This window comes from Nocardioides sp. NBC_00368 (genome assembly GCF_036090055.1).
Lineage (GTDB): Bacteria > Actinomycetota > Actinomycetes > Propionibacteriales > Nocardioidaceae > Nocardioides.
Window position 1 is genome coordinate 290444 of sequence record NZ_CP107970.1, and the last position, 24153, is coordinate 314596.

The window sequence follows — 24153 nt, forward strand, 5'->3', positions numbered from 1 at the left end:
GGAGAGGAGAAGGGTCAGCGGAACGAACCCGCGGTGACGCCTTCGATGAAGTAGCGCTGGGCGAACACGAAGAGCAGGACGCTGGGCACCATCGCCAGCACGACGCCGGCGAGGACCACCGAGATCGACCCGGTGCCGAGGTTTCCCTGCAGGCCGACCAGGCCGAGCGGCAGGGTGAAGGTGTCCTGCGACTGCAGGAAGATCAGCGGTCGGTAGAACTCCGCCCAGAAGGCCGAGAAGTTGAGGATGGCCAGGGTTGCCACGGCGGGTGCGGCCATCCGGGCGTACACCATGGTGAAGATCTGGAACTGCGAGGCGCCGTCGATCCGGGCCGCCTCGCCCAGCTCGAGCGGCATCTGCATGAAGTACTGCCGCATCAGGAAGGTGCCGAACGCGCTGCCCAGCGCCGGGATCACCAGCGCGCCGAGACTGTCGGTGAGGCCCAGCGTCTTCACGATCACGAAGACCGGGATGATGATCGTCTGCAGCGGCACCATCATCGTGGCCAGGAAGATCCCGAAGATGGCGTTGCGGCCCGGGAACCGGATCATCGCGAACGCGTAGCCCGACAGCGTGCAGGTGATCGTCTGGCCGACCACGATCAGCATCGTGACGATCGTGCTGTTGAGAAGGAAGGTGCCGATCGGCACCTGCTGGAAGACGGCCGAGTAGTTCCCGAAGTCGGGGTTCACCGGCAGCCACTTGGGCGGGTTGGTGAACGCCTCGGCAGGAGTACGCAGCGACGTGGTGAGCGTCCACAGCAGGGGACCGAGGGCGACGACCGCCGCCAGCAGGAGTACGACGAGGCCCACGCCCCGCCAGAACCGGCCGGCGAGCCCGCCGCCGTTGAGGATCAGTTGATTGCTCATCGGTAGAACGCCCACTTTCGCGCGGCGAGGAACTGGAGCCCGGTGATGGCCAGGATGATCACGAGCAGCACGGTCGCGATCGCCGAGGCGTAGCCGAACTGGAGGTTCTGGAATCCGGTCTGGTACATCACGATCGTCGCGGTCGTGGTCGCCGTGCCAGGCCCGCCCTTGGTCATGATGAACGGCTGGTCGAAGAGCTGGAGGGCGTTGATCATCGCGACCACGGCGGCGAACAGGATCGTCGGGCTGATCAGCGGGATCTTGACCCCGAACAGCGTGCGGACGGGCCCGGCGCCGTCGATCGCGGCCGCCTCCAGGACGTCGGTCGGCAGTGAGGTCAGCGCCGCCACGAACATCACGAACGTGAACCCGACCTGCTGCCAGGCGGCGATCAGGATGATCGTCACGATCGCGCCCCACGTACTCGTCAGCCAGGGGACCGACGGCAGGCCGACCGCGTTCAGGTAGTAGTTGATGACCCCGAACTTCATGTCGAACATGTAGCCCATGAAGATCGAGACGGCCGCCGTCGAGGCGAGCAGGGGCAGGTAGAACGTCGTCCGGAAGAACGTCTTGGCGGCCGGCCGGCGGCGCTGGTTCACCAGGACGGCGAGCCCGAGTCCCACCACGAGCTGCACGACGACGATCCCGAACGCGAGCAGCAGGGTGGTCCCGAACGAGCTCACGACCGCGTCGTCGCCGACGATGCGCTCGAAGTTGTCGAGCCCGACGAACCTCGGCGGGGTGATGACGTCCCAGGAGAAGAACGACAGTGCGACCGAGGCGACCATCGGGGCCAGGGTGAACACCGCGACGAACAGCACCGCCGGCGAGATCATCAGGAACCCGAACCCCGCCTCCCGCCGGGCGAGCCGGCGGGTGCCGCGGCGCGGACGGCGCTCCGGATCGGTACGAGGCGGGCGCGAGTGCCCGCTCCGGGGAGGAGCCAACGTCGACATCAGACGCCCTTCACGGCCTTCTCGAAGTCGGCCTGCATGCCGTCGAGCGCCGCCTTCGCGTTCCCGGACGAGATCGCCTTGGTGGTGCGCTGGTTGAGCGAGGTCGCGAGCGCGTTGTAGTAGGGCGGCGCCGAGATCGGGACCGATCCGTCGAGCTGGTCGTAGAAGACCGACCAGTTGGCCGGTCCGGTGCTCGCATACCGCTCGGCGGTCATCAGCGACTTGCGGCCCGGCGTGGTGACGTTGCCCGGGAACATGATGTCGAAGCTCTCGGGCTGGACCATCATCTTCACGATCTCCCAGGCGAGGTCCTTCTTCTCCGAGGAGTTGAAGATGCCGTAGCCGCCGGCGCCGAACAGCGACTTGTTGCTCTTCCAGGTGGGGAAGCGCTGTACGTCGAAGCTGCCGTCCTTCATGCCGGCGTTGTGCAGACCACCTGCCCAGAACCCGCCGCCGATGGTCATCCCGATCCGGCCCGAGGAGAACAGCCCTTGCAGGGTGCCGCCACCGCCGACGTCGGGGGAGGGCGAGAGGTTGGAGCGCTGCAGGTCGATGAGGTAGTCCAACGCCTCGACCGCGGCCGCCGAGTTCGCCGTCGGCTGGCCCCACTTCCAGCCGCCGCCCCGGCCCGCGGCAGCGGCGGGGTTGTTCTTGTAGGCGCTCTTCCACAGCCAGTCGCCACCGGTGTACTTGCCCTCCTCCAGGAGGTTGCCGCCGTTGGCGTAGAGGAACGAGGTCCAGCTGCCCCACAACCGCACCACCCAGTCGAACGCGTAGACCTTCGGTCCGGTCGCGGCGATCTTCGTGGCGTACGTGTGGAAGTCGTCCATCGTCCACGACTCAGCCGGGGCCTCCAGGCCCGCCTTCTTCAGCAGGTCGGTGCTGTAGAACATGCTGCCGGCGTTGAAGCTGTCGGGGAGCTCGTAGAGGTGGCCCTCGTACATCATCGACTCGACCAGCGCCGGATGGATGTCGTCGAAGTAGCTCTGCAGCGAGTCGAGGTCCTTGGTCACGTAGCTGTCCAGCGGGACCAGGAGCTCCTTGGAGGCCATCAGCTGCAGACCTTCGGTCGCGACGCTGACGAGGTCGGGCGCCGAACCGGAGGCGATCTGGGTGAGCACCTTGGCGAGGAAGTCGTTCCAGTCGGTGCCGTTGATGCCGGTGACCTCGAGCTTCATCGCCTTGTCGAGCTTGGTCACCTGGGGCTGGAGCTTCTTCTGCAGGGCCGTGGCGGCACTCTGCTGGCCGAAGTAGAGCATCTTGATCGTGTCGGATCCCGAGCCGCTGCCCGAACAGGCTGAGAGCGGTCCCAGTCCGAGCGCGGCGATGCCGGCTCCACCGAGCTTGAGCAGTGCGCGACGATCCATCCCGGCGCCGATGATGTGGGTCATCTTCGCCCCTTCCTCATGTGTGGGTGGCGGCAGCTCGACCGGCACCCAATACGTATTGGTGTGACGACGGTAACACCGGCAGAATGTGATAGCAATACGTATTGGTAAAGTGTCATCATGAGCTTGTGGAGGATCCTGTGACGTCAGCTGCCGGCCCGCGCCCCGAAGGACGCAGGGTGACGATGAAGGACGTGGCGAAGCGAGCCGGGGTCTCGCAGCCGACCGTCTCGTTCGTGCTCAACGACCGCCGCGACGTCTCGGTCGCGGAGGAGACCCGCGCTCGCGTTCTGGAGGCCGCGGCCGAGCTGAACTTCCGTCCGAACCGGGCCGCCCAGTCGCTGCGCTCCAACCGGCCCTACACGATCGGCGTCATCACCGACCAGATCGTGTCGCAGCCCTACGCGGGTCAGATCCTGCTCGGCATCCAGCAGGCCGTCCAGCCCTCCGGCTACGTCTGCTACGTCGTCGAGCGTGCCGGCACGGCGGAGACCCGCGACGACGCGGTGAGCAATCTGCTGGCCCAGGGGGTCGCCGGCGTCATCTACGCGTCGCACGGCGCGAACCCGATCCGCGCCAGCCGTGGGGCGCGCGACACCCGCTCGGTCTACGTCAACTGCTGGCCCCACGTCGACGGCGAGCAGGCTTGCGTCGTGCTCGCCGACGAGTACGCAGGTGGTGCGCTGGCGGCGACCGCCGCGTTCGAGGCGGGCCACCGCGACGTGGTCTTCCTCGGTGGGTTCCGCGACGACTACGCCTGTCACGAACGCGAGCGTGGCTTCGTCGACGCGGCGACCCGAGCCGGTCTCGACCCGAACAAGCTGCGGCGGGTGTACGGGGGCTACCAGATCGGCTCCGGCTATCAGCTCGCGCTCGCCATCCTGCGCGAGAGCGCGCCGACCGCCCTCGTCTGCGGCAACGACCGGATGGCGGTGGGCGCTCTGCTCGCCGTCCATTCGCTGGGCCTGGAGTGTCCGCGCGACGTGAGCATCATCGGCTACGACGACCAGCCCGACATCGCCGACCAGGTGCACCCTGCCCTGACCACGGTCAGGCTGCCCCACCTGGAGATGGGCGCGCTGGCCGGACGACTGATGCTCGCCGACGGAGACCCCGACCCCGGCCGCCACCTGGTCGACTGCGAGCTGGTCGTGCGCAACTCCCTGGCCGCACCGCGAGCAGGTGCCTGATGGGGGAGGAGGCCACGGTCCACTTCCGTCCCGAGGGGGCCTACGTCGGCGACGTGATCCCGTTCGCGCACGAGGGGGTCGTGTGGCTCTACTACCTCCTGGACGGCCGTGACCCCGCTGTCGACGACGAAGGCGTGCGGCGGACCGGGATGCCCTGGGCCGCGGTGACCACCACCGACTTCGTCCACTTCGAGGACCGCGGCGTGGTGCTGCCCTCGGGTGGTGCCGACGCGGAGGACTTCGACTGCTACACCGGCAGCGTCGTCACCGACGAGGACGGCACACTCCATCTCTTCTACACCGGCCACAACCCCCGCGTACGCTCCGCCGACGGCGACCTCCAGATCGTCTGCCACGCGACCAGCGAGGGCGATCCGGCACGCTGGACGAGGCACCCGGAGTGGTCCTTCGGTGCGCCGCCCGGTCATCTGCCCGAGGACTGGCGAGACCCGTTCGTCCACCGGCCCGATCCGGACGGGCCCTGGCAGATGCTGCTCGCGGCCCGTCGCGACGGCGGCCCGGACCGCCGCCGCGGCGTGGTTGCCACGCTGACCTCCGACGACCTGGTCACCTGGCGTCCGGATGCCCCGGTCTGGGACCCGCGCCGGTTCATCACCCAGGAGTGCCCAGACGTGTTCCGGATGGGGGAGCACTGGTACCTGGTCTACTCGGAGTTCTCCGACGCGTTCCAGACGCGCTACCGGATCGCGGCCTCGCCCGAGGGGCCGTGGCTGGCGCCCGCCGACGACACGGTCGAGGGTCGTGCGTTCTACGCCGCCAAGACCGTCGAGCACGACGGGCGGCGCTACTTCATCGGCTGGATCGCCTCGCGTGAGCACGAGAGCGACTCCGGAGCCTGGCAGTGGGCCGGGGACATGGCCGTCCTGGAGGCCGGCCAGCGGCCCGACGGGAGCCTGACCTTCGACCTGCCGCACCAGACCGCGGCGCTCTTCCCCGACGTGGCCGATGTCGCCGGGGCGCTGGAGCCCGTCGACGGCGCCGACGCCGTGCCCGGGGCCGGCGCCCGGACCAGGCACAGCGCCTGGCTCGGCCCGGAGACATCCGCCCGGGCGCTGGTCACCGCAGAGCTCGAGATCGCGCCCGGCACCCAGGCGTGCGGGCTGCTGCTCCGGGCGAGCGAGGAGTCGGGATACGAGATCCGGCTCGAGCCGCAGCGGGGCCGGATGGTCTTCGACCGCTGGCCACGTACCCGCACCGGCGGCGAGCAGTGGCAGATCCAGGGCGACGTACCGCACGCGGTCGAGCTGGAGCGGTTCGCCGACCTCGCGCCCGGTCGGCACACGGTGCGCGTTCTCCTCGACGGCTCGCTGTGCACGGCGGTGCTCGACGGGAGCGTCACGATGAGTGCGCGGATGTACGACCTCACCACCGGGCGGGTCGGCGTCTTCGTGACCGACGGGGAGATCACCCTGGAACGGCTGGAGATCCGGCGCCCTCGCCCAGACGCAGGGATGCGTACGTCTCCTTGACGAACCGGAGGTGGCTCCACGTCTCGGCCTCGCGGACGCCGTCGAGCTCGCGGATGTGGTCGAGCACGCCGACGAGGTCACCGGAGGTGGCGGTGGTGACCGTGAGCAGGGCGTCGTAGCGCCCCAGGGTCCGGGCCACGAAGGTGACCGACGGGAGGGTGGCGAGCTGTTCGGCGATCGGGCGGTGGGCGGCACCGTCGAGCCGGAGACCGATCCCGGTCGCCGTACGCCGCTCCTGGCCCGAGTGGCGCACGACCGCGCCGACCCGGACGACGTTGCCGTCGAACAGGCGGACCACGCGCCGGCGGGTGCCGGCGGGGGAGAGGCCCACGCTCGCGGCGAGGTCGACGAAGGACGCGCGACCGTTGGCCTGCAGCGCGCGCAGCAGTGCGTAGTCGGTCTCGTCGAGCGACCCGGCGGCGGGTGCGGGGCCGACCGGGGCGGCGACGTCGCGGATGACCTCGGTGTAGAGCAGCGTCTCGGTGGTGACGATGCCGTCGATCGCGCGCACCTCCGCGAGGGCGTCGTCGATCCGGCCGATGTCCTTCGCCCGGATCTCCAGGACCAGGGCGTGGTGGCCGCTGGTCATCGAGACCAGCGTCGTGTCCTCGCGCGCGGCCGCCGCCTGCGCGACGTGGCTCGCGGAGCCGTTCACCGTGACCGAGACGTGCGCGAGCACGTCGTGGCCTAGGACCGCGGGATGAACGACTCCCCGGACGTCGATGTGGCCCTCCGTCAGGAGCCGCTGGACCCGGGTGGCCGCCGCTGATCGGGAGAGGCCGACCTGGGCGGCGATCTCACGGTGGGTGAGGCGACCGTCCTCCTCGAGCAGGACGAGGATCGCCTCATCGGTGCCGTCGAGGACGGCGGACGTGAATTCGTTCGACATTTTTTGGGAGCGTCTCCAAGGTCGGATCGATCCTCTGGGCCAGGGATCTGGTGCCATTATGACGGATCTGTCGGACTTCACCGGTATATCGATACCTATTACGGCCAGGTTAAGAACGAAACGATTGCCGAGGCTCTCGGGATGCTCTTAGAGTGACGCAGATCTCGGCCGACCCACAGACCCAGGAGGCCCGGTGTCCACGGAACCGATCACCATCCCATCAGGCACGCTGACCCCGCCCAGGGTCACCGAGGTCGAGCAGCACGGCGTGGAGCCGATCCCCGACCCCGAGCGCAGCGCCCGGCCGCTCGACCTGTTCCGGCTCACCTTCGGCGGCGCCAACACCATCGCCACCGTGGTGCTCGGCAGCTTCCCGATCCTGTTCGGGCTCTCCTTCGTCCACGGCCTGATGGCCACCCTGCTCGGCCTGCTGCTAGGCGCCGTGGTCCTCGCCCCGATGGCCCTGTTCGGCCCGCGCAACGGCACCAGCAACTCGGTCAGCTCCTCGGCCCACCTCGGCGTGCACGGCCGGATCGTCGGCTCGTTCCTCTCCCTGCTCACCGCGCTCGCGTTCTTCTCGATCTCGGTGTGGAGCTCTGGCGACGTACTCGTCGGCGGCGCCCACCGTGCGGTCGGGCTGCCGGAGAACGACCTCACCCTGGCGCTGGCCTACGGGCTGTTCGCGGTGCTCGTGCTGATCGTGTGCATCTATGGCTTCCGGTTCATGCTGCTGGTCAACAAGATCGCCGTCATCGCGGCGACGCTGCTCTTCCTGCTCGGCATCCTCGCCTTCGCCGGCGACTTCGACCCGGGCTACGCCGGCGTGTTCGGCTCCGGCTCGGGGGCGTTCGGCCAGCCCGGCTTCTGGGCGGCCTTCGTCGGCTCGGCGCTGATCGTGATGTCCAACCCGGTCAGCTTCGGTGCGTTCCTGGGTGACTGGGCCCGCTACATCCCGCGCGAGACGTCCGGGTGGTCCTCGATGGCGGCCGCCTTCCTGGCGCAGATCGCCACTCTCGTACCGTTCTGCTTCGGCCTGGTCACGATGACGATCATCGCCATCCGCGAGCCGGAGATCTTCGAGAGCGGCGCGTACGCCTCGGGGCTGCTCGCGATCGCTCCGGGCTGGTACTTCGCCCCGGTCGCGCTGATCGCGCTCATCGGCGGCATGTCGACCGGCACCACGGCGCTCTACGGGACCGGGCTCGACTTCTCCAGCGTCTTCCCGCGCTTCAACCGGGTGCAGTCCACGGTGCTGATCGGCGTCTTCGCGATCGGGGTCATCTTCATCGGCAGGTTCGTCTTCGACGTCGTCTCCAGCATCTCCGCCTTCGCCGTCCTGATCATCAGCTGCACCGTCCCCTGGATGATGGTGATGATGATCGGCTGGTACGTCCGGCGCGGCTGGTACGACTCCGACTCGCTGCAGGTCTTCAACCGCCGCCAGCGCGGTGGCCGCTACTGGTTCGCCCATGGCTGGAACTGGCGCGGCCTGGCCGCCTGGCTGATCGCGGCCGCGGTCGCACTGACCTTCGTGAACCTGCCCGGTCAGTTCGTCGGCCCGCTCGCCTCGCTCGTCCCGGGTGGCGTCGACGTCTCGATCCCTCTCGGTATGGGGCTCGGTGCGCTGCTCTACCTCGGCCTGCTCTTCGCCTTCCCCGAGCCGCGCGACGCCTACGGCCCCGAGGGAGCCCGGCTGGTGCCGACCGGCCCACCGGCGAACACCCCGGTGACCTCGGTCGACGACGGGCCCACCCCTGCGGCCGCCGTCATCGGCTGAGGCCGACCACCTCGCACCATCCGCACCATCCGCACCATCCGCATCACCAAGGAGAACCACCCCATGCCCATCGGGCCCATCGACGCCTCCAAGAACCCCCGCTACGCCGGCTTCGCCACGTTCGCGCGCCTGCCCCGCCTCGACCAGGTGAAGCACGCCGACATCGCGGTCGTCGGGGTTCCGTTCGACACCGGCGTCTCCTACCGGCCGGGCGCCCGGTTCGGTCCGGCGCACGTGCGGGAGTCCTCGCGCCTGCTGCGGCCCTACAATCCGGCGCTGGACGTCGCTCCGTTCGACTCGGCCCAGGTGGTCGACGCCGGTGACATCGCGGCCAACCCGTTCCACATCGACGAGGCGATCGACACCGTCCACGCCTCGGCGCTCGACCTGACCGCCGACGGCGCCCGGCTGGTGACGATCGGCGGTGACCACACCATCGCGCTGCCGCTGCTGCGGGCCGCCGCCGAGCAGCACGGCCCGGTCGCGCTGATCCATTTCGATGCCCATCTGGACACCTGGGACACCTACTTCGGCGCCGAGTACACCCACGGCACCCCGTTCCGACGGGCGGTCGAGGAGGGCATCCTCGACACCGAGGCGCTGAGCCACGTCGGCACCCGCGGCCCGCTCTACGGCAAGAAGGACCTCGAGGACGACCGCCGCTTCGGCTTCGGGATCGTCACCTCCTCCGACGTCTTCCGCCAGGGCGTCGACGAGGTCGTCGACAAGCTCCGGCAGCGGGTCGGCAACCGTCCGGTCTACGTCTCGGTCGATATCGACGTCCTCGACCCGGCGCACGCACCCGGCACCGGCACCCCCGAGGCCGGCGGGCTCACCTCCCGGGAGCTGCTGGAGATCCTGCGCGGCTTCGCCGGCCTGAACCTGATCGGCGCCGACGTGGTCGAAGTCGCTCCGGCGTACGACCACGCCGAGCTGACCGGGGTCGCCGCCTCGCACGTCGCCTACGACCTGGTGTCGCTGCTCGCGATGCGGCACGCGGAGCAGGCATGACCGGACGCAACGGCGGCGACGTCACCGTCGAGAGCCTGGCGGCGCTCGGCGCGACCCACGTCTTCGGGATCCCGGGGCAGCACGCCCTGGGCCTCTTCGACGCCATCCGCCGCAGCGACCTGACCTTCGTCTCCTCCCGGGTGGAGAACAACTCGGTCTTCGCCGCCGACGGGTACGCCCGCACGACCGGCCAGGTCGGGGTCGTGTTCTGCTCCACCGGGCCCGGGGCGCTCACCGCGCTGGGCGCGCTCCAGGAGGCGTACGCCGCGTGCGTCCCGATCCTGATGATCACCAGCCAGATCCCGCGCGACGGGCTCGGCGGGGCCCGCAAGGGCTACCTGCACCAGCTGGACGACCAGCAGGCCAGTGCGCGCAACGTCACGAAGTCGACCGTCGTGGTCCGGGACGCGGCGGCCATCCCGGGGGTCCTCGCCGACGCGTGGGCCACCGCCCAGGAGGCGCCGGCCGGTCCGGTCTGGGTCGAGATCCCGCAGGACGTCCTCCTCGAGGAGGTCACCGTGCCGCCGGTGACGGGACTGGAGGCCGAGGTGCGCGCACCCCGGCGGCCCCGGCCGGAGGTCACCGCCGAGGCGGTCCGGCTGCTCGCCGCCGCCGAGCGCCCGGTGATCCTCGCCGGAGGAGGCGTACGCCGCTCCGCCGGCGCCCCGCAGGCCCTGCTCGCCGTCGCCGATCTCCTCGACGCGCCGGTGGTCTCGACCTCCGGTGGCAACGGGGCGATCCCGCTCGCGCACCCGCTGAGCGCCGGTGCCTGGATCGAGGACCGGCACACCACCGACCTGCTGGAGGACGCCGATGTCCTGCTCGCGATCGGCACCTCGTTCGGCGAGGTGACCAGCAACTACGGCACCTTCGCCCCGCGCGGCCGGGTCATCCAGGTCGACGCCGAGGCCCGCGTGCTCGGCTCCAACCACGACGTCCTCGGCGTCCACGCCGACGCCGCCGCGGCCCTGGCCGACCTCGCCGACGTGCTCGGCGAGGCCGGCCCACCGTCCGGGGGCAGGCGGTCCGGCGCCGAGGTCGCCCGCGCCCTGCGAGGCCGGGTCGAGAAGCGGCTCGACGAACAGGACCTCGCCGCGGAGCGGCGGCTGCTCGCCGACCTGCGCGCGGCGGTGCCCGACGACGCCGACACGTTCTGGGACATGACCATCGCGGCGTACTGGGCGTGGTCGGCCTGGGACCCGCGCTCCGGCGGCTTCCACACGGCCCAGGCCTCCGGCGGCCTCGGGCTCGGGTTCCCGGCGGCGATCGGCGCCGCGGTCGGGACCGGTCGGCGTACGTTCGCGGTCTCGGGGGACGGCGGCGCGATGTACTCCATCGCCGAGCTCGCCACCGCCCGCCAGCACGACGCCGACGTCACCTGGCTGGTGATCGACGACGGCGGTTACGGGATCCTGCGCGAGTACATGACCGACGCGTTCGGTGCCGCCACCGCCACCGAGCTCGCCCGGCCGGACTTCGTCCGCCTCGCCGAGGCGTTCGGCATCGCTGTGCATGCCGCGACCCCCGAGACCGTCGGCCAGATCGTCGCCGGCACCTTCGCCACCGGCGGCCCCGCAGTCGTGGTCCTCCCGACAACCCTCCGCATGTTCGCCCCCACATAAGCAGGAGCCCCTCATGGATCTCACGATCATCGTCATCTACCTCGCCGCCATGGTCGCCTTCGGCTGGTGGGGCAAGTCCCGCACCAGCGACAGCGCCGACTTCCTCGTCGCCGGCCGCCGGCTCGGCCCGGTGCTCTACACCGGCACCATGTCCGCACTCGTCCTCGGAGGCGCCTCGACCGTCGGCGGCGTCGCGCTCGGCTACGAGTACGGCATCTCCGGAGCGTGGCTCGTGGCCGCGATCGCCCTCGGTGTGCTCGCGCTGAGCCTGTTCTTCGCCGGCCGGATCCAGCGCCTGCGGATCTACACCGTGGCCCAGATGCTGAAGCTGCGCTACGGCGTCGGCGCGACCGCCGCCTCGGGTCTGGTCATGGTCGCCTACACGCTGATGCTCGCGGTCACCTCCACGATGGCGTACGCGACGGTGTTCAACGTGCTCTTCGGCACCGACCGCATCGTCTCGGTCCTGATCGGCGGCGTGATCGTGGTGCTCTACTCGACCATCGGCGGGATGTGGTCGATCACCCTGACCGACATGGTGCAGTTCACGCTGCAGACCATCGGCATCTTTTTCCTGCTCCTGCCCTTCACCTGGAACCACGCCGGCGGCCTGGACGGGATCAGGGCGCGCGCCGCCGACTCGGTCTTCGACCTCGGCGCGATCGGCACCGGCACCGTCATCACCTACATCGTCGTCTACACCTTCGGCATGCTGATCGGGCAGGACATCTGGCAGCGCGTCTTCACCGCCCGCTCCCCGCAGGTCGCCCGTTGGGGTGGCACCGCGTCCGGCGTCTACTGCCTGGTCTACGGCGTGGCCGGTGCGCTGATCGGGGCGGCGGCCTCCACCTTCGTCACCGTCGAGGACCGCAACGACGTCTACGCCACCATCGCCGAGTCGATCCTCCCGGCGGGGATCAGCGGCCTGGTTCTCGCCGCCGCGGTGGCCGCGATGATGTCGACCGCCTCGGGCGCCCTGATCGCCACCGCGACGGTGGCTCGCACCGATGTGCAGCCGCTCCTGGCCCGGTTGGTCGGGCGTACGCCGGCGCGGGTCCAGGACGAGGCCGAGGACCCCGAGCACGACGTGCTCGCCAACCGGATCTACGTCGTCGCCATCGGCATCGCCGTCGTGGTCATCGCCTCCCTGCTGACCGACGTCGTCTCCGCGCTGACCATCGCCTACGACATCCTCGTCGGTGGCCTGCTCGTCCCGATCCTGGGTGGGTTCCTGTGGCGCCGCGCGACCGGGGCCGGCGCGGTGGTCGCGATGGCCGCCGGCACCCTCGCCACGCTGGGGACGATGGCGGTCGTCGGTGACGTGCTCGCCAACGAGCCCGTCTACGCGGGGCTGGCCGTCAGCGCCGTCGCGTACGTCCTGGTCAGCCTGCTCACCCGGCCGACCGACCCCGCGGTGATGCGGGAGTGGACCAGCCGGCTCGCGGACGAGAAGCCGCAGGCCAGGACCGTCGACGCCATCTGAAAATGAGCATTGTCAAATTGATGACCTCGTCCTAAGGTCGGTCTATCCGTTCGCCGGGAGAGAGAGTGGTCTGTCATGGTTCTGCGCTCCGCTGTCATCTGTGTTGCCGTGCTGCTGTCGACGGCCACGACCCTGCTGGCCGCGGCGCCGGCGCACGCGGCAGGAGGCGTCAACGACGCCTCCTGCCGACCATCGGCCGATCACCCCAACCCGGTCGTCTTCCTGCACGGGCTGGGGGCGAACAAGGACGAGGACCTCAACCTCCTCCAGGCCGACGTCGCGGCGCAGGGCTACTGCACCTACAGCCTGACCTACGGGGCCGGGGCGTACGGCCCGTTCGTCGGCGGGGTGGGTGACATCGCCAGGTCCGCGGTGCAGATCAAGGCCTTCGTGCAGGATGTCCTGGCCCGGACCGGCGCGGCGAAGGTCGATCTGGTCGGCCACTCCGAGGGCGGGTTCCAGACGCTCTACGTCACCAAGACGCAGGGCATCTCCGACCGGATCGACAAGGTCGTCGCGATCGCGCCGCCCACGCACGGCACGACCTTCGCCGGCCTCTACCGCCTCGGCATGACGCTGGGCGCCGACGAGCTCGCCGGGCAGGTCCTGACCGCCTTCGGGTGCATCGCCTGCACCCAGCTGGTCACCGACGGTAGCGCCGTGCGCACCCTGACGAGCGGGCCGATCGCGCAGCCCGGCGTGACGTACACGATCATCCAGTCGAGGTACGACGAGCTGGTCACGCCCACCGAGACCTCGTTCGTACGCGAGCCGGGCGTCACCAACACCTACGTGCAGGACGTGTGTCCCTACGACCCGGTCGGTCACATCGGCGAGGCCTACGACACCAACGTCTGGCACCTGGTGAAGAACGCGCTCGACCCGGCCGACGCCACGACGTTCGCCTGCTCGGTCGGGTCGCCCGGCTGATGGCACCGGAGGGGCGCTCCTACGGCGGACTGACCCGAGAGGAGCGTGACGCCCAGCGGCGCCAACGGCTCCTCGGGGCCGCCACGGAGATCATCGGCACCCAGGGCTATGCGGCGACCACGATCCCGGGGGTCTGCGCCGCCTCGAAGGTGTCGACGCGGCACTTCTACGAGATCTATCCCGGCAAGGAGGATCTCTTCGTCGACCTCTACGACCGGATCACCGCCGACTCCTACGAGCGGGTGGCGGAGTCGCTGAAGGCGACCGCCGGCGAGCCGATCTCGCGCCGGGTGCAGGCAGCGGTTCTGGCCTATCTCGACCCGATGCTCGAGGACACCCGCGTCGCCCGGATCGCCTTCGTCGAGATCATGGGTGCGAGCCCGCGGATCGAGAAGCTCCGCCTCGACTATCGCGAGACCCTCGTCGAGGTCGTACGCACCGAGTGCTCCGCCTCCGTGGCCAGAGGCGAGATCGTCGACCGCGACTGGCGCTTCGCCGCGCTGGCGCTGGTGGGCGCGGTGACCGCCATCGTCTACGACTGGGCGCTGCACCAGCCTCGTTCCAGCCGCGAGGCGCTCGAGGCCCAGCTGGCCCAGCTCGCGCTCGTCCTGCTGACCTCCGACCCCGTGGATCGGGGCGAGGCGCCCTAGCGAGAGGCGACGGGAAGCGCGACGGGTCGCACCTCTCGCGGGCCGCCGAGCCGGTGGCCGTCCTCGCAGGTCAGCGTCAGGTGCACCTCGCCTCCGCAGTCGCGGTGCTCGAGCGTGAGGGCAGATCCGCGGGCGTCGGCGACGTAGCGGTCTCCCCACTCCATCATGGCCACCAGTGTCGGGTAGAGGTCCAGGCCCTTCTGGGTCAGCCGGTACTCATGCCGCTGTCGCTGCCCCTCGGCGTGGTACGGCACGCGGGCGAGGACGCCCTGGTCGACCAAGGTGTTCAGCCGGTCGGTGAGCACTGCGCGGGAGACGTCGAGGTTCTGCTGGAGGTCGGCGAAGCGGCGTACGCCCAAGAAGGCCTCGCGGAGCACGAGCAGGCTCCACTTCTCGCCGACGACCGCCAGGGTGCCGGCGACCGAGCATCGGGTGCGGTCGATCTCATCGGTGATCACGGCACCAGCGTACGGCGCTGAATTCGTTTGACGAACTCAGAGTGCCGAGAGGAGAGTTCGAAATATGAACTCAGAACGCCTTGTCGTGATGCCGGCGGTTGCCACGCGGCCGGTGCGATCCGAGGACCTGGCCGCCTTCGAGCGGATGTGGGGGCGCCTGTCCGAGGAGACCATCTACCGACGATTCCACGCCCCGATCCAGCGGCTCTCGCTCAAGCTGCGGCGCTACCTGGTCGACGTCGACCACCGTGACCACGAGGCCCTGGTCGCGGTCGCCGACGGTGAGGTGATCGCCGTGGCCCGCTATCACCGGTGCGCCGACGACCCCGCCTCCGCGGAGGTCGCGGTGCTCGTGGAGGACGCCTGGCAGGGCCGGGGGCTGGGAGCGCGGATGCTGCGCGAGCTGGCCGGCCTGGCGAGCCGGCGCGGCATCGATGTCCTCACCGGCGACGTGCAGGCCGACAACCTCCGGATGCTGGAGGTCGCGCGATCCCTCCTGGGCATCGCGGCCCTCGAGCCGCAGGGGGATCTCGTCCACGTCCGCGGGAGCTATCAGGAGCCGTTCCGAGCGGGAGCCTCCGCCCCCTGTGCATGAGCCCTGTCTAACTTCGCGTCGCGTGGGTACCGGCCAGTTGTACGCGACGAGGAGGAGCACATGTTCAAGAAACCAGCATTGATGACTGCCTTCGGCATCGGCTACGTCCTCGGCGCCCGCGCGGGACGCGAGCGCTACGACGCCATCGTGGGCAAGGCACAGGAGCTGTGGCACGACCCGCGGGTGCAGGACAAGGCGCACCGTGCCGGATTCGTGGCCAAGGAGAAGGCGGCGTCCGCCAAGCACACCGTCCAGGACAAGATGCCCGGCGACACCACACCGTCCTCGGCATCGACCCCCACACCCCAGACGACGCCGGGAGGACCGCACCCCACCACCACCGACCCGGTGACGACCATGCCGAAGGGGTGGGAGTCGTGACGGTTCATCACACCGACGCATCGATGGGTGAGCTGGTCTCACGGCTCTCGGAGGAGATGTCCAGCCTCGTCCGCGGCGAGTTGGAGCTCGCCCGGCTCGAGCTGACCGAGAAGGCCAAGCACACCGGCAAGGGGGCCGGGGCGTTCGGCGCCGCCGGACTGGTGGCGCTGTACGGCGTCGGGGCACTGATCGCCACCGCGATCCTCGCCCTGGCACTGGTCATGGACGCCTGGCTGGCCGCGCTGCTGGTCGGAGTCGTGCTCCTGGCCATCGCCGGCGGCATCGCCCTGTTCGGGAAGAAGCAGGTCTCCGAGGGGGTCCCGATGAAGCCCGAACGCGCCACCGAGAACATCCGGCGAGACGTGGAGGCCGTCCGGCACCACCGAGCCGAGGACCGCATCGTGAGGAGGACGCCATGACGCACAACACCTCCCGGCCCGTCGAGGCCGGTGACCACACGATCGCCGACGTGGAGGCCGATCTGGACACCACGCGTCACGAGCTGGCCGACACCCTGGACGAGCTCGCCGCTCGGCTGGACGTGAAGACGCGCGGCAAGGAGAAGGCCCACGAGGTCAAGCAGCGTACGCAGGTGGCGGCCCGCTCACGGGACGTGCAGATCCGAGGCGGCATCATCGCCGCCGTCGTGGTCGGCATGATCCTGATGCTGGCCCGCCGCAAGCGCCGGCTCAAGTCCGGCTAGGCCGGGTCAACCGGTCCAGGAAGGCGACGAGCAGCGCCTCACGCAGCGCAGGGGTGGCCAGGTCGAGCATCGCGTTGACCTCGGCCATCCGCTGCGGGAGGGCCAGGTCGCCCTGCTCGCTGTCGGCGCCGATGAGCCCGGCGGCGAGCAGCAGGCCGTCGAAGTCGTCCTCGGAGAGGGCGAGCGGGTCGAGCTCTTCGATGAAGGCCGCGACCCCGGGGTCGACGGCGACCGGACCCGAGGCGACCGCCGCCGCCACCGCCTCGGCCAGAGCCTCGAGCAGGTCCTCGACGTGGGGGAGCGTCGCGGCGCTCACGGACAGGTGGATCGTGGCGGGGGAGCCGGCGTAGGACATCTGCGGCTGGACGTACCAGCCCCTTGCCGCCATCTCGTCGCAGACCGTGAACGGGTCGCAGGTCTCGTCGGTGGTGAGGGCGAGGAGCGTGGAGTCTGGCGTGCTGACCACGGCGAGCTCCTTCATGTCTCCGACGCCGGCGCGGATCAGGTCCACCGCGTCGAAGACGTCGCGGGCGAGCCGCTCGTAACCGGCATCGCCCAGCGACCGCATCACCGCCCAGGCGCCGGCCAGCGGACCGCCCGACTTCGTCGACTGCATCGTGGAGTTGAGCATGGTGTAGCCCGGCCAGGCGGCCGAGGCGAAGAACTGAGGCCGCCGCAGCTCCCGGGTGCGGTGCAGCAGCACCGAGGTGCCCTTAGGGGCGTAGGCGTACTTGTGCAGGTCGACGGAGATCGAGGTGACACCGTCGACCGCGAACGTCCAGGCCGGTACGTCGCGCCCCAGCCGTGCGGCATAGGGCAGCACCCAACCCCCGATGCACGCGTCGACATGGCAGCGGATCCCGCGCTCGGCCGCGGCCGCCGCGATCGCGGTGACCGGATCGACGACCCCGTGCGCGTAGGAGGGGGCCGAGACGACCACCAGCACGGTGCGCTCGTCCATCGCGGCGGCCATCTCGGCCGGGTCCGCCCGGAGGTCGGGACCGACCGGCACCAGCACCGGCTCGACCCCGAAGTAGTGCGCGGCCTTGTGGAACGCGGCGTGCGCGGTCGTCGGCAGCACCATCCGCGGCCGCTCGATGTCCGGTCGCGCGTCACGTGCGGTCTGCACCGCCAGCAGCACCGACTCGGTGCCGCCGGAGGTGACCGTGCCGACGACGGTCTCGGGTGCGTCGAGCAGGTCGGCGGCCATCCCGACCACCTCGTTCTCCATCCGGAGCAGGCTCGGGAAGGCGGTCGGGTCCAGGCCGTTGGAGCCAGCGTAGGCCGCGACCGCCTCGCGGCCGATCCGGTCGATGTCGGGCAGGCCGGAGTCGTAGACGTAGGCCAGTGTGCGGCCTCCGTGCACGGGCAGGTCGGCGGACCGCATCTCGCGGAGTCGGGTCAGGGCGTCGGTCATACGGTCACGGTTCCTTCCACGTCGTCGGCAGTGAGCGAGTAGCGCCGCAGCCACAGCAGGCTGAGGAGGACCAGGACCGCCGGAAGCACCGAGAAGCCGAGCGTGATCGCCGTCAGGGCCGACTCGGGCTGAATGATGTCGGTGACGACCGAGGAGCGGTAGCCCCCGAGCGCGAGCACCACGGCGAAGACACCGGGACCCAGTGCCAGTCCCAGGGTCTCACCGGCCGTCCAGACGCCGGTGTAGACGCCGATCCGGCTCGAGCCGCTGCGCCGGGCGTCGACGGCGGCCGCGTCGGGGAGCATCGCCATCGGGAAGACCTGGCACCCGGCGTACCCGACCCCGACCAGCACGACCGCGGCGTAGACCAGGGCCACCGGCGCGATCTGGGCGGTCGCGGCGAGGAGAGCGCCGACGGCGAGGACGAGGGACGCCGCGACGTACCCGGCCTTCTTGCCGATCCTGGCGCCCAGGGCTGCCCACGCGGGCGTGAGCAGCAGCGCGGGACCGACGAAGCAGACGAACAGCACCGTCGCCGCGCCCGCGCGACCGAGCACGTCGCCGGCCAGGTAGTCGACCCCGGCGAGCATCGCGCCGAAGGCGACGGCCTGGATCACGAACGTGATGAGCAGCCGCCGGAAGTCCGGCGCCGCCGCCACGATCCGGAGCTGGTCGCGCAGGCTGCCCGCGCCCGGCTGGACGGTGCGGACCGGAGCCCGGCGCGTGCCGGCGTACGCACTGAGCACCCCGATCAGGATGAGCACCGCCATCACGACGCCCATGACGCGGTAGCCGTCGCGACCGCCGACGGCGTCACGGATCATCGGCGCGGTGGCGCCGGCGAGCAGGATGGTCAGCGCAAGGATCGCGACCCGCCAGGTCATCAGCCGGGTGCGCTCGTCGTAGGACTCGGTCAGCTCGGCGGGCATCGCGACGTAGGGAACCTGGAAGAACGCGTAGGCCGTCGCGCAGGCCAGGAACATCGCCAGCACCCAGAGCGCCTCGAGCCCGGTCGCCATCGACGGTGCCGCGAACAGCAACGCGAACGTCACCGCCAGCGCGATCCCGGCGCGACGCAGCCAGGGCCGCCGCGGGCCCCGCGGATCCACCGTCCGGTCACTGATCCGGCCGGCGATCGGGTTGAGCACGACGTCCCACGCCTTCGGCGCGAACACGATGAACCCGGCCGCGAGCGCGGCGATCCCGAGGCTGTCGGTCAGGTAGGGGAGCAGCATCAGACCCGGGATCGTGCCGAACGTCCCGGTGGCCACGGACCCGGAGCCGTAGCCGATGCGCACCCCGAGCGGAAGCGTCGGGCTGGCTGGCATGCCCGCCATAGTGCCGTGGCCCGCCTTTCGGCGCCTGGGAACGCCGGAATTCGGCCGAACGGCTCATACCCCGCGTTGGGTACGTCTTTGCCGAACCGCGCCATGGGGGCAAGCAAGGTAAAGAAACTGCTCACGGTCGATGGGTGGTCCGATGCCGGTCGACGCACTCGCCCCTCGGGCCGGCGAGACCCGAACCAACATCATGAAAGCCGGAGCTCCCTATGAGAAGAATTCTCGGTGGACTCATCGCCATCACCGCACTACTCATCGCCTCGTTCGCGACCCCCGGTCTCGTGCCTGCAGCGTCGGCCGCGACGATCGGAACCGTCACCGTGTCGGCGCCCTCGTTCAAGTTCCCCTCCTACGGGACGGGCTGCTACTACGGCAAGGATTACAAGGTCACGGTCCCGGTGAGCGGCCTTGGCGTCGAGGGCGGCGCGATCGACGTCGAGCTCCGTATCACCGCCCCTGACACGTCGGTGTTCGACTCCGACTACGACTTCCGCGACGGCGGCAACGGCACCTACACCTTCACGTTCGACGGCTCCCTCTTCTGCCATTACTCCGACAGGCGCGGCACCTACACCGCCACGGCCATCGTGACCGTCCTCGACTGGGAGACGTTCGGCGAGACGAAACGGACCGCCACCAAGAGGTTTACCGTTTCGAACACCCGCCTCGCGTCGCAGATTGCCTACACCGGCAAGTCCGCGTACGGCAACCACTCGTGGAAGGTCACCGGCACCCTCACCCGCAACGGTGTCCGGCAGGTAGGCAAGACCGTCAAGCTGCAGGTGAGGAAGGACGGCGCCTGGCGCACCGTGAAGTCGGCGAAGACCTCGGGCCAGGCCGGCAGGCGTGGCACGGTCGCGATCGTCTGGGACCCGCCGAGCTCGCGCAACTACCGCCTGTACTACGCGGGTGACGCGTACACGTACGCGGACGCCTCGGGCACGTTCTGGCTCCGAAACCGCTAGCTCGATCGGGGCGACCTGGGAGTCTTGGGGTTACCTGTTGACCTCGGGACTCCCAGGTCCGTCGTCGGCGGGCTCCGCCTGCGGGCGTGGAGGTGCCGAGTAGGTTGACGCCATGCCGCTCGAGACCGGTGCCCTCGCGCCCGACTTCACGCTCCCCGCCCAGGACGGTACGTCCGTCTCCCTCGCCCCGCTCCTCGAGAAGGGTCCGGTGGTGCTGTTCTTCTACCCGGCCGCCGAGACGCCGGTGTGCACGAAGGAGGCCTGCCACTTCCGCGATCTCGCGGGGGAGTTCGAGGCGCTCGGCGCGCAACGGCTCGGGATCAGCAAGGACAGCGTGGAGGCCCAGGCCGGGTTCGCCGCCAACCACGACCTCGACTACCCCGTCCTCTCCGACCCAACCGGGTCGGTCGCCGGGCTCTACGGCGTCAAGCCCAGCATCCTCGGCAAGCTCGGCCCGCTGCAGCGTACGACCTTCGCCATCGGTGCCGACGGCCGGATCAAGGCCGTCGTCGAGGGGATGCTCAAGGCGGAGATCCATGCCGACGAGGCTCTTGCCGCGCTCAGGGACGACATGGAATGACGACCACCATCGCCGTCACCGGCGCCACCGGCTTCATCGGAGGTGCCGTCGCCCAGGCGCTGGGCGGCTCCGGCGCCACCCTCCGTCTTCTCGTACGTGACACCGCCAGGGCTCCGGAGATCCCCGGAGCCGATGCGTTCGCGGTGACCTACGGCGACAGAGAGGCTGCGTTGGCGGCCCTCGACGGTGTTCAGACCGTGCTCATGGTCTCGGCCTCCGAGTCGGCGGACCGCCTGGAACAGCACCTCACCTTCGTCGACGCCGCCGCCTCGGCCGGGGTCGAGCACATCGTCTACACGTCCTTCTTCGGTGCCGCGCCGGATGCTGTCTTCACGCTCGCGCGCGACCACTTCGCGACCGAGGAGCGGATCAAGGCGAGCGGGATGGGCTACACCCTGCTGCGCGACAACTTCTACCTCGACTTCCTCCCCTCCTTGGTCGGTGAGGACGGCGTCATCCGGGGTCCGGCCGCCGATGGACGCTTCGCACCGGTCGCCCGGGCCGACGTGGCGCGCTCCGCCGTGGCGACGCTCACCGCCCCACAGCGCCACCGAGGACTCACCTACGACCTCACCGGGCCCGAGGCGCTCACGATGAGCGAGGTCGCCGACATCCTCGCCGAGCATCGTGGGCACGAGGTGCGCTACCACGACGAGACGATCGAGGAGGCCTACGCCTCGCGTCGCCGATGGGAGGCGCCCGACTGGCAGTACGACGCCTGGGTCTCCACCTACACCGCGATCGCCGCCGGGGAGCTCGACGGAGTGAGCAGCGCGGTCGCGACGCTCACCGGCCGGGAGCCCCTCGGGCTTCGCGACTATCTCGCGGCGAGCGAGTAGGTCCAGGCGCCGGGGTCGGCCCGACGTTCTCATTCCTGGTGGTGTCTCGACAACGGATGGCACGTTGTGCAGGCACGAAGCCCGGCCCCAATGGCGGGACTCACGACGGATCAGGCGTCGTGGGTCATGGTCACGCAGCCGCCCGACTTCTTGGCCTCACGCATCGCACGGTCTGCGAGGTCCAACAGGAGAGGCAACCCAGGGCGCGCCGCAGAGGACCACACTGCGACGCCGATAGACGCCGTCGGGATGACCGTCTTCGGAGTCGGGTCAAGGGGCGTTGTGATCATCATCGGTTTGCACAGTTGCCCCGAGAACTGCTCGAGATCTGCCGCCGCAGGCTCGTACGGGAGGAGAACGACGAACTCGTCGCCTCCGAACCGACCGGCGAGACTGCCGTCGTCTCGCGTCCGCAGTCGCTTGCCGATCTCCGCGAGGACTGCGTTTCCGGCCAGATGCCCGAACGTCGAGTTCACATCCTTGAATCGATCGAGGTCGATCAACAGCATCGCTTGCGGCTCCCCTGTGGCCAGCCGTACGGCGGCCTCCGCGCCCCAACGATCGCGCGTCAGGAGACCGGTGAGGCTGTCGCGGTGCGAAGCCTCGACCTGCGCGATGAGCTTGCCGACCTCGGCTTGGAACTCGAGAGTCCGTTCTCTCGCCTCGTTCATCTTGCGGGTCTCGAGGTGTCGGCGCTGCCTCTGCCAGAGTCCGTAGCCGATTGCGCCGGCGGTTGCTGCGAGCAAGGCGATCGGGAGCCTTGCCATCGGGCATCATCCCTCGCGCGTGTCGTTGTCAGGACCGACTGGAAGGGACACTCGACCACCCGCCAGCGGCGTCGCAGCGTACCGATGAGATCGCTGTGGTTGGCGTCCTTCTGACCGGACGGCAGCACGGTTTACGACGACGTTGGAGCATGGTTTCGGTGCCGTTGCCGTCGTGTTGGCGTCATGAGTCGACGGGGGTTGCAGCACCACCCCGGAACCTTGCGGTCGAAGCCGTCGCGCTCGTCCGCGCCAGCTCACGCTTGAGGATCTTGCCGGTGGCGGTCATCGGCAGACTGCGAACGAACTCGACGAGGCGCGGGTACTTGTAGGAGGCCATCTGGGTCTTGGCCCAGGAGACGAGGTCGGCTGCGGTGAGGGTGGAACCCGGCTGAAGGATCACGAATGCCTTGATCTCCTCGCCGTGGCTCTCGTGCGGTACGCCGATGACCGCGGCCAGGCCGACGTCCGGGTGCGTCACGAGGATCTCTTCGACCTCGCGGGGATAGACGTTGAACCCGCCCCTGATGATGAGGTCCTTGGACCGGTCGACGATGTAGTAGAAGCCGTCCTCGTCGCGTCGGGCGAGGTCGCCGGTGCGGAACCAGCCGTCCTGATCGATCACCTCGGCGGTCGCCTTCTCGCGCTGGTGGTATCCCTTCATCACGTTGTGACCCTTGATCGCGATCTCGCCGATCGCATCCGGGGTCCACTCGATCTCCGCCCAGGTGGCCGGGTCGATCAGCTTCATCGAGACGCCGGGGATCGGCTTGCCGATGGAGCCGGGGCGCGGCGCCTCGCCGTACGGTGCGAACGACGCCACCGGGGACGTCTCGGACAGGCCGTACCCCTCTGCGACCGTCACGCCGAGCCGCTTCTCGACCTCGCGGTGGATCTCGACCGGAAGCGCGGCGCCTCCGGAGACAGCCATGCGGAGGTTCTTCGCCAGGGTCTTCACCTCGGTGCCGCTGTCGAGGGCTCCGAGCAACCCCCAGTACATCGTCGGCACTCCTGCGAAGACGGTCACCGACTCCCTCAGCATCGTCTCGATCACGGGAGCCGGCTCGAACCGGGGCAGCATCACGACGGTTCCGCCGAAGGCGAAGCCACCGTTCTGGATGACCGTCTGGCCGAAGGAGTGGAACAGCGGCAGTACGCACAGGTAGGTGTCCGGCCGGGTCACGTCGCAGCCGAACAGATCCTTGCTCGCCAGCGCGTTGTCACGCATGTTGCGGTGCCGCAGCTCGGCACCCTTCGGCTGCCCGGTCGTTCCGGAGGTGTAGAGGATCACGGCGGTGTCGTCCTCGTCCGTGGCCACTGTCTCGAAGGCGGTCGGCCGGCCGGCCACGGCCTGGGCGAAGGTGTCCGCGATCGGCGAGGACGCGGCCGGGTCGGCGGTGATGACGAAGAGCTCCCGACAGGCGTCGACCTGATCGAAACCGGCCTTGGCCTCGCTGCCGATGGGCAGCTCCGCGGTGCCCTCGAAGGCGAACAACGCCTTCGCGTCGGAGTCGTCGAGGTGGTAGGCGACCTCGCGTGCCTTGAGCAGTACGTTCAGCGGGACGACCACGGCGCCGGACTTGAGGATGCCGTAGTAGACGATCGAGAAGTACGGCAGGTTCGGACACATCAGGGCGACCTTGTCGCCGGGCTCGACCCCGCGTTCCACGAGCAGGTTCGCGACCTGGTTGGCCGCGGCGTCCACCTGGCTGTACGTCAGGCGCGTGGCGCCCAGGACCAGGGCGTCGCGGTCGGGATACGTGCGGGCCGATTCCTCGAGCAGGATCGACAGATTCAGCATGGTGACTTCCTAGGTGGCTTCGGGTGGGTGACGGGGGCGATGCTGGGCGGCG

Annotated in this window: 24 protein-coding genes; 15 read left to right on the forward strand and 9 right to left on the reverse strand. The window is 69.8% G+C overall.

Annotation, left to right across the window (positions count from 1 at the left end; genetic code table 11):
- Nucleotides 1–14 precede the first annotated feature (14 nt).
- The 3 genes from OG984_RS01365 to OG984_RS01375 are packed head-to-tail and all read right to left on the reverse strand — an operon-like array spanning nucleotide 15 to nucleotide 3219.
- Complete coding sequence (locus OG984_RS01365; RefSeq protein ID WP_328529888.1) at nucleotides 15–869, reverse strand: carbohydrate ABC transporter permease; 855 nt, start codon at nucleotides 867–869, stop codon at nucleotides 15–17.
- Nucleotides 866–1828, reverse strand: coding sequence for a carbohydrate ABC transporter permease (locus OG984_RS01370; RefSeq protein ID WP_328529889.1), 963 nt, complete (start codon nucleotides 1826–1828; stop codon nucleotides 866–868). The genes OG984_RS01365 and OG984_RS01370 overlap by 4 nt, the downstream gene beginning before the upstream one ends.
- A complete protein-coding gene (locus OG984_RS01375; protein ID WP_328529890.1) occupies nucleotides 1828–3219 on the reverse strand; it encodes an ABC transporter substrate-binding protein in 1392 nt (463 codons plus the stop codon). The genes OG984_RS01370 and OG984_RS01375 overlap by 1 nt, the downstream gene beginning before the upstream one ends.
- A gap of 182 nt (nucleotides 3220–3401) precedes the next feature.
- On the opposite strand from OG984_RS01375, the gene OG984_RS01380 reads away from it, so the two are divergent.
- Nucleotides 3402–4406, forward strand: coding sequence for a LacI family DNA-binding transcriptional regulator (locus tag OG984_RS01380; protein ID WP_328532306.1), 1005 nt, complete (start codon nucleotides 3402–3404; stop codon nucleotides 4404–4406).
- Nucleotides 4406–5896, forward strand: coding sequence for a glycoside hydrolase (locus tag OG984_RS01385; protein WP_328529891.1), 1491 nt, complete (start codon nucleotides 4406–4408; stop codon nucleotides 5894–5896). The genes OG984_RS01380 and OG984_RS01385 overlap by 1 nt, the downstream gene beginning before the upstream one ends.
- Here the strand turns inward: OG984_RS01385 and OG984_RS01390 are convergent.
- Nucleotides 5832–6785 (reverse strand): Lrp/AsnC family transcriptional regulator, encoded by a 954-nt coding sequence (locus tag OG984_RS01390; RefSeq protein ID WP_328529892.1) that lies wholly within the window; start codon nucleotides 6783–6785, stop codon nucleotides 5832–5834. The genes OG984_RS01385 and OG984_RS01390 overlap by 65 nt on opposite strands.
- Before the next feature lie 193 nt (nucleotides 6786–6978).
- Here OG984_RS01390 and OG984_RS01395 point away from each other — a divergent pair, with 193 nt between their 5' ends.
- From OG984_RS01395 to OG984_RS01420, 6 genes are all read left to right on the forward strand, one after another.
- Complete coding sequence (locus tag OG984_RS01395) at nucleotides 6979–8562, forward strand: purine-cytosine permease family protein (protein ID WP_328529893.1); 1584 nt, start codon at nucleotides 6979–6981, stop codon at nucleotides 8560–8562.
- 63 nt (nucleotides 8563–8625) lie between these two features.
- Nucleotides 8626–9573: an agmatinase gene (gene speB, locus OG984_RS01400; protein WP_328529894.1), complete on the forward strand. Its 948-nt coding sequence runs from the start codon at nucleotides 8626–8628 to the stop codon at nucleotides 9571–9573.
- A complete protein-coding gene (locus OG984_RS01405; RefSeq protein ID WP_328529895.1) occupies nucleotides 9570–11195 on the forward strand; it encodes a thiamine pyrophosphate-binding protein in 1626 nt (541 codons plus the stop codon). The genes speB and OG984_RS01405 overlap by 4 nt, the downstream gene beginning before the upstream one ends.
- 13 nt (nucleotides 11196–11208) lie before the next feature.
- A complete protein-coding gene (locus OG984_RS01410) occupies nucleotides 11209–12678 on the forward strand; it encodes a sodium:solute symporter (RefSeq protein WP_328529896.1) in 1470 nt (489 codons plus the stop codon).
- A gap of 75 nt (nucleotides 12679–12753) precedes the next feature.
- A complete protein-coding gene (locus OG984_RS01415) occupies nucleotides 12754–13608 on the forward strand; it encodes an esterase/lipase family protein (RefSeq protein WP_328529897.1) in 855 nt (284 codons plus the stop codon).
- A complete protein-coding gene (locus OG984_RS01420; RefSeq protein ID WP_328529898.1) occupies nucleotides 13608–14258 on the forward strand; it encodes a TetR/AcrR family transcriptional regulator in 651 nt (216 codons plus the stop codon). Before OG984_RS01415 ends, OG984_RS01420 begins: the two co-directional genes overlap by 1 nt.
- Here OG984_RS01420 and OG984_RS01425 read toward each other — a convergent pair.
- Entirely contained in the window at nucleotides 14255–14716 is a 462-nt protein-coding gene (locus tag OG984_RS01425; RefSeq protein ID WP_008357627.1) for a winged helix-turn-helix transcriptional regulator, read from the reverse strand. The genes OG984_RS01420 and OG984_RS01425 overlap by 4 nt on opposite strands.
- A 64-nt stretch (nucleotides 14717–14780) precedes the next feature.
- On the opposite strand from OG984_RS01425, the gene OG984_RS01430 reads away from it, so the two are divergent.
- From OG984_RS01430 to OG984_RS01445, 4 genes are read left to right on the forward strand one after another with little or no spacing between them, the layout of a single operon-like run.
- Entirely contained in the window at nucleotides 14781–15311 is a 531-nt protein-coding gene (locus tag OG984_RS01430) for a GNAT family N-acetyltransferase (RefSeq protein WP_328529899.1), read from the forward strand.
- Between the two features lie 60 nt (nucleotides 15312–15371).
- On the forward strand, nucleotides 15372–15692 hold the full coding sequence (locus tag OG984_RS01435; protein ID WP_328529900.1) for a hypothetical protein: 321 nt from the start codon (nucleotides 15372–15374) through the stop codon (nucleotides 15690–15692).
- Nucleotides 15689–16111 carry a phage holin family protein gene (locus tag OG984_RS01440; RefSeq protein WP_328529901.1) on the forward strand — a complete coding sequence of 141 codons (423 nt, stop codon included), beginning with the start codon at nucleotides 15689–15691 and terminating at the stop codon, nucleotides 16109–16111. Before OG984_RS01435 ends, OG984_RS01440 begins: the two co-directional genes overlap by 4 nt.
- The gene (locus OG984_RS01445) at nucleotides 16108–16395 is read left to right on the forward strand and encodes a DUF3618 domain-containing protein (protein ID WP_328529902.1); all 288 of its coding nucleotides are present in this window, start codon (nucleotides 16108–16110) and stop codon (nucleotides 16393–16395) included. The genes OG984_RS01440 and OG984_RS01445 overlap by 4 nt, the downstream gene beginning before the upstream one ends.
- Here the strand turns inward: OG984_RS01445 and OG984_RS01450 are convergent.
- Together OG984_RS01450 and OG984_RS01455 are read right to left on the reverse strand one after the other, a co-directional pair.
- On the reverse strand, nucleotides 16382–17812 hold the full coding sequence (locus OG984_RS01450; RefSeq protein ID WP_328529903.1) for a pyridoxal phosphate-dependent decarboxylase family protein: 1431 nt from the start codon (nucleotides 17810–17812) through the stop codon (nucleotides 16382–16384). The genes OG984_RS01445 and OG984_RS01450 overlap by 14 nt on opposite strands.
- A complete protein-coding gene (locus OG984_RS01455; protein ID WP_328529904.1) occupies nucleotides 17809–19140 on the reverse strand; it encodes an MFS transporter in 1332 nt (443 codons plus the stop codon). Before OG984_RS01455 ends, OG984_RS01450 begins: the two co-directional genes overlap by 4 nt.
- A gap of 221 nt (nucleotides 19141–19361) precedes the next feature.
- Between OG984_RS01455 and OG984_RS01460 the strand changes: the two genes are divergently transcribed.
- The 3 genes from OG984_RS01460 (at nucleotide 19362) to OG984_RS01470 (ending at nucleotide 21536) form a co-directional block, all read left to right on the forward strand.
- Entirely contained in the window at nucleotides 19362–20117 is a 756-nt protein-coding gene (locus OG984_RS01460; protein WP_328529905.1) for a hypothetical protein, read from the forward strand.
- A 112-nt stretch (nucleotides 20118–20229) separates the two neighbouring features.
- On the forward strand, nucleotides 20230–20697 hold the full coding sequence (locus OG984_RS01465) for a peroxiredoxin (RefSeq protein ID WP_328529906.1): 468 nt from the start codon (nucleotides 20230–20232) through the stop codon (nucleotides 20695–20697).
- Nucleotides 20694–21536, forward strand: a complete 843-nt coding sequence (locus OG984_RS01470; protein ID WP_328529907.1) for an SDR family oxidoreductase — start codon at nucleotides 20694–20696, stop codon at nucleotides 21534–21536. Before OG984_RS01465 ends, OG984_RS01470 begins: the two co-directional genes overlap by 4 nt.
- Before the next feature lie 110 nt (nucleotides 21537–21646).
- Here OG984_RS01470 and OG984_RS01475 read toward each other — a convergent pair whose 3' ends face one another.
- Nucleotides 21647–22303, reverse strand: coding sequence for a GGDEF domain-containing protein (locus OG984_RS01475; protein WP_328529908.1), 657 nt, complete (start codon nucleotides 22301–22303; stop codon nucleotides 21647–21649).
- A 181-nt stretch (nucleotides 22304–22484) separates the two neighbouring features.
- Entirely contained in the window at nucleotides 22485–24101 is a 1617-nt protein-coding gene (locus OG984_RS01480) for a long-chain-fatty-acid--CoA ligase (RefSeq protein WP_328529909.1), read from the reverse strand.
- Between the last annotated feature and the right edge of the window lie 52 nt (nucleotides 24102–24153).

Excerpts from the sequence above, each read along its gene's own strand:
- OG984_RS01365 (WP_328529888.1), bottom strand. The coding sequence starts at position 869 with ATGAGCAATCAACTGATCCTCAACGGCGGCGGGCTCGCCGGCCGGTTC.
- OG984_RS01370 (WP_328529889.1), bottom strand. The coding sequence starts at position 1,828 with ATGTCGACGTTGGCTCCTCCCCGGAGCGGGCACTCGCGCCCGCCTCGT.
- OG984_RS01375 (WP_328529890.1), bottom strand. The coding sequence starts at position 3,219 with ATGACCCACATCATCGGCGCCGGGATGGATCGTCGCGCACTGCTCAAG.
- OG984_RS01380 (WP_328532306.1), top strand. The coding sequence starts at position 3,402 with ATGAAGGACGTGGCGAAGCGAGCCGGGGTCTCGCAGCCGACCGTCTCG.
- OG984_RS01385 (WP_328529891.1), top strand. The coding sequence starts at position 4,406 with ATGGGGGAGGAGGCCACGGTCCACTTCCGTCCCGAGGGGGCCTACGTC.
- OG984_RS01390 (WP_328529892.1), bottom strand. The coding sequence starts at position 6,785 with ATGTCGAACGAATTCACGTCCGCCGTCCTCGACGGCACCGATGAGGCG.
- speB (WP_328529894.1), top strand. The coding sequence starts at position 8,626 with ATGCCCATCGGGCCCATCGACGCCTCCAAGAACCCCCGCTACGCCGGC.
- OG984_RS01405 (WP_328529895.1), top strand. The coding sequence starts at position 9,570 with ATGACCGGACGCAACGGCGGCGACGTCACCGTCGAGAGCCTGGCGGCG.
- OG984_RS01410 (WP_328529896.1), top strand. The coding sequence starts at position 11,209 with ATGGATCTCACGATCATCGTCATCTACCTCGCCGCCATGGTCGCCTTC.
- OG984_RS01415 (WP_328529897.1), top strand. The coding sequence starts at position 12,754 with ATGGTTCTGCGCTCCGCTGTCATCTGTGTTGCCGTGCTGCTGTCGACG.
- OG984_RS01420 (WP_328529898.1), top strand. The coding sequence starts at position 13,608 with ATGGCACCGGAGGGGCGCTCCTACGGCGGACTGACCCGAGAGGAGCGT.
- OG984_RS01430 (WP_328529899.1), top strand. The coding sequence starts at position 14,781 with ATGAACTCAGAACGCCTTGTCGTGATGCCGGCGGTTGCCACGCGGCCG.
- OG984_RS01435 (WP_328529900.1), top strand. The coding sequence starts at position 15,372 with ATGTTCAAGAAACCAGCATTGATGACTGCCTTCGGCATCGGCTACGTC.
- OG984_RS01445 (WP_328529902.1), top strand. The coding sequence starts at position 16,108 with ATGACGCACAACACCTCCCGGCCCGTCGAGGCCGGTGACCACACGATC.
- OG984_RS01450 (WP_328529903.1), bottom strand. The coding sequence starts at position 17,812 with ATGACCGACGCCCTGACCCGACTCCGCGAGATGCGGTCCGCCGACCTG.
- OG984_RS01455 (WP_328529904.1), bottom strand. The coding sequence starts at position 19,140 with ATGCCAGCCAGCCCGACGCTTCCGCTCGGGGTGCGCATCGGCTACGGC.
- OG984_RS01460 (WP_328529905.1), top strand. The coding sequence starts at position 19,362 with ATGAGAAGAATTCTCGGTGGACTCATCGCCATCACCGCACTACTCATC.
- OG984_RS01465 (WP_328529906.1), top strand. The coding sequence starts at position 20,230 with ATGCCGCTCGAGACCGGTGCCCTCGCGCCCGACTTCACGCTCCCCGCC.
- OG984_RS01470 (WP_328529907.1), top strand. The coding sequence starts at position 20,694 with ATGACGACCACCATCGCCGTCACCGGCGCCACCGGCTTCATCGGAGGT.
- OG984_RS01475 (WP_328529908.1), bottom strand. The coding sequence starts at position 22,303 with ATGGCAAGGCTCCCGATCGCCTTGCTCGCAGCAACCGCCGGCGCAATC.
- OG984_RS01480 (WP_328529909.1), bottom strand. The coding sequence starts at position 24,101 with ATGCTGAATCTGTCGATCCTGCTCGAGGAATCGGCCCGCACGTATCCC.